This is a genomic window from Staphylococcus sp. EG-SA-2 (assembly GCF_017152085.1).
The window spans coordinates 1-4030 of the sequence record NZ_JACYHC010000509.1; the positions used below are offsets into that span (position 1 = coordinate 1).

At 37.3% G+C, this 4030-nt stretch carries 3 protein-coding genes; all 3 read left to right on the forward strand.

Annotated features, from left to right (window positions below; all coding sequences use genetic code 11):
- Positions 1-1428 (forward strand): staphyloferrin B biosynthesis protein SbnC (gene sbnC, locus IDG60_RS08010; RefSeq protein WP_206160605.1); only part of this gene is annotated, 1428 nt, incomplete at its 5' end.
- Positions 1421-2677: a staphyloferrin B export MFS transporter gene (gene sbnD / locus IDG60_RS08015; RefSeq protein ID WP_000610051.1), complete on the forward strand. Its 1257-nt coding sequence runs from the start codon at positions 1421-1423 to the stop codon at positions 2675-2677. The genes sbnC and sbnD, both read left to right, overlap by 8 nt.
- A partial coding sequence (gene sbnE / locus IDG60_RS08020) for an IucA/IucC family protein (protein WP_206160606.1) occupies positions 2667-4030 on the forward strand: 1364 nt, incomplete at its 3' end. The genes sbnD and sbnE, both read left to right, overlap by 11 nt.

Here is a 4030-nt window from a genome sequence, read left to right on the forward strand (position 1 = left end):
GTTGAAGAAGGACTGACTACTGCTGCCACACAGCTTGCTAAACAATTATCAGAATTAGATTTAGCGTCACATCCTTTTGTGATGTCAGAGCAGTTTGCAAGTTTAAAAGATCGTCCATTTCATCCATTAGCTAAAGAAAAAAGAGGATTAAGAGAAGCGGATTATCAAGTGTATCAAGCTGAATTAAATCAATCATTTCCTTTAATGGTTGCAGCAGTTAAAAAGACACATATGATTCATGGCGATACTGCAAATATCGATGAATTAGAAAATTTGACAGTACCTATAAAAGAACAAGCGACAGACATGTTAAATGATCAAGGGTTATCAATAGATGACTATGTACTATTTCCGGTACATCCTTGGCAATATCAGCATATTCTGCCGAACGTCTTTGCGACAGAGATTAGTGAAAAGTTGGTTGTACTATTACCGTTAAAATTTGGAGATTATCTGTCGTCTTCAAGTATGCGTTCATTAATTGATATTGGCGCACCGTATAACCATGTCAAAGTACCATTTGCAATGCAGTCATTAGGCGCATTAAGGCTAACGCCTACGCGTTACATGAAAAACGGAGAACAAGCAGAACAATTATTACGTCAGCTTATAGAAAAAGATGAAGCACTAGCTAAGTATGTCATGGTTTGTGATGAAACAGCTTGGTGGTCATATATGGGTCAAGATAATGATATTTTCAAAGATCAATTAGGTCATCTAACTGTTCAGCTAAGAAAGTATCCCGAAGTGCTAGCCAAAAATGATACGCAACAGCTAGTGTCAATGGCAGCACTCGCGGCAAATGATCGCACTTTATATCAAATGATTTGTGGAAAAGATAATATTTCTAAAAATGATGTCATGACGTTATTTGAAGATATCGCGCAAGTCTTTTTAAAGGTAACACTATCATTTATGCAATACGGCGCATTACCAGAGTTGCATGGTCAAAATATATTGTTGTCATTTGAAGATGGACGTGTACAAAAATGCGTGTTACGTGATCATGATACTGTCAGAATTTATAAACCATGGCTAACAGCACATCAGCTTTCATTGCCGAAGTATGTCGTCAGAGAAGATACACCTAATACGCTAATTAATGAGGATTTGGAAACATTCTTTGCTTATTTTCAAACATTAGCTGTATCGGTAAATCTATATGCCATTATTGATGCAATTCAAGATTTATTTGGTGTAAGTGAGCATGAACTTATGTCGTTGTTAAAACAAATTTTAAAAAATGAAGTGGCAACTATTTCCTGGGTTACAACTGATCAGCTAGCTGTCAGACACATTTTATTTGATAAACAGACGTGGCCATTCAAACAAATTTTATTACCATTGCTATATCAACGTGATAGTGGTGGAGGTAGTATGCCTTCAGGTTTAACTACCGTACCAAATCCAATGGTGACATATGATTAATCAGTCTATATGGCGCAGTAACTTTCGCATTTTATGGCTCAGTCAGTTTATAGCGATTGCTGGACTGACAGTACTTGTGCCATTATTGCCAATTTATATGGCATCACTACAAAATCTATCAGTCGTAGAAATACAGTTGTGGAGTGGTATAGCGATTGCTGCTCCAGCTGTAACGACGATGATAGCTTCGCCGATATGGGGGAAGCTAGGTGATAAGATCAGCCGAAAATGGATGGTCTTAAGAGCGTTACTTGGTTTGGCGGTATGCTTATTTTTAATGGCATTGTGTACGACACCATTACAGTTTGTACTTGTGAGGTTATTGCAGGGACTATTTGGTGGTGTTGTTGATGCATCAAGTGCGTTTGCGAGTGCAGAGGCGCCAGCTGAAGATCGTGGAAAGGTATTAGGAAGACTGCAAAGTTCAGTCAGCGCAGGGTCTCTTGTGGGGCCATTAATTGGCGGTGTTACAGCTTCGATATTAGGTTTTAGTGCGTTACTGATGAGTATTGCCGTTATTACTTTTATTGTCTGTATTTTCGGTGCATTAAAATTGATTGAAACGACACATATGCCAAAATCACAAACACCAAATATTAATAAAGGTATTCGCCGTTCATTTCAATGTCTATTATGCACACAACAAACATGTCGATTTATTATCGTTGGCGTTTTAGCAAACTTTGCTATGTATGGCATGCTAACTGCATTATCACCACTTGCTTCATCAGTGAATCATACAGCGATAGATGACCGTAGTGTGATTGGATTTTTACAGTCCGCATTTTGGACGGCTTCGATATTAAGCGCGCCTTTATGGGGACGCTTTAATGATAAATCATATGTTAAATCAGTATATATATTTGCCACGATTGCATGTGGTTGTAGTGCGATACTGCAAGGTTTAGCGACGAATATAGAGTTTTTAATGGCTGCAAGAATACTTCAAGGATTAACATATAGTGCATTGATTCAAAGTGTCATGTTTGTTGTCGTGAATGCGTGTCATCAACAACTTAAAGGCACATTTGTTGGAACGACGAACAGTATGTTAGTTGTTGGTCAAATTATTGGCAGTCTTAGTGGCGCTGCCATTACAAGTTATACTACACCAGCTACTACGTTTATCGTTATGGGCGTAGTATTTGCAGTAAGTAGTTTATTTTTAATTTGTTCAACCATCACTAATCAAATCAACGATCACACATTAATGAAATTATGGGAGTTGAAACAAAAAAGTGCAAAATAAAGAATTAATACAACATGCAGCGTATGCGGCTATCGAACGCATTTTAAATGAATATTTTAGAGAAGAAAATTTATATCAAGTACCACCTCAAAATCATCAATGGTCTATACAATTATCAGAGCTCGAAACTTTAACGGGTGAATTTCGCTATTGGTCTGCGATGGGGCATCATATGTATCATCCAGAGGTATGGCTTATCGATGGAAAAAGTAAAAAAATAACAACTTATAAAGAAGCAATTGCGCGTATTTTGCAACATATGGCTCAAAGTGCAGATAATCAAACGGCAGTGCAACAACATATGGCGCAAATTATGTCTGACATCGATAATAGCATTCATCGCACGGCGCGTTATTTGCAAAGTAACACAATAGACTACGTAGAGGATCGTTATATCGTTTCAGAACAATCTTTATACTTAGGTCATCCATTTCATCCGACTCCTAAGAGTGCAAGTGGGTTTTCAGAAGCAGATTTAGAGAAATATGCACCCGAATGTCATACATCATTCCAATTGCATTATTTAGCTGTGCATCAAGATGTTCTGCTCACGCGCTATGTAGAAGGTAAAGAAGATCAGGTTGAGAAAGTGTTGTATCAATTAGCAGACATAGATATATCAGAGATACCCAAAGATTTTATTTTATTACCAACACATCCTTATCAAATCAATGTGTTGCGACAGCATCCACAGTATATGCAATATAGTGAACAAGGTTTAATAAAAGACCTTGGCGCTTCCGGTGATTTAGTGTACCCGACGTCTTCGGTTAGAACTGTATTTTCAAAAGCATTAAACATTTATTTAAAATTACCGATACACGTTAAAATTACTAATTTTATACGTACGAATGATCTTGAACAAATTGAACGGACAATTGATGCCGCGCAAGTTATCGCATCAGTCAAAGATGAGGTTGAAACACCCCATTTTAAATTGATGTTTGAAGAAGGATATCGTGCATTGTTACCGAATCCATTAGGGCAAACAGTTGAACCTGAAATGGATTTATTAACAAATAGTGCCATGATTGTTCGTGAAGGGATACCGAATTACCATGCTGATAAAGATATTCATGTATTGGCGTCATTATTTGAAACGATGCCTGATTCACCGATCTCTAAGTTAGCACAAGTGATTGAGCAAAGTGGTTTAGCACCAGAAGCATGGCTTGAATGTTATTTGGATCGTACATTATTGCCGATATTAAAGTTGTTTAGTAACACAGGCATTAGTCTAGAAGCACATGTACAAAATACATTAATTGAATTAAAAGATGGCATACCCGACGTATGCTTTGTCAGAGATCTTGAAGGCATTTGTCTATCTAGAACGATTGCTACTGAAAAACA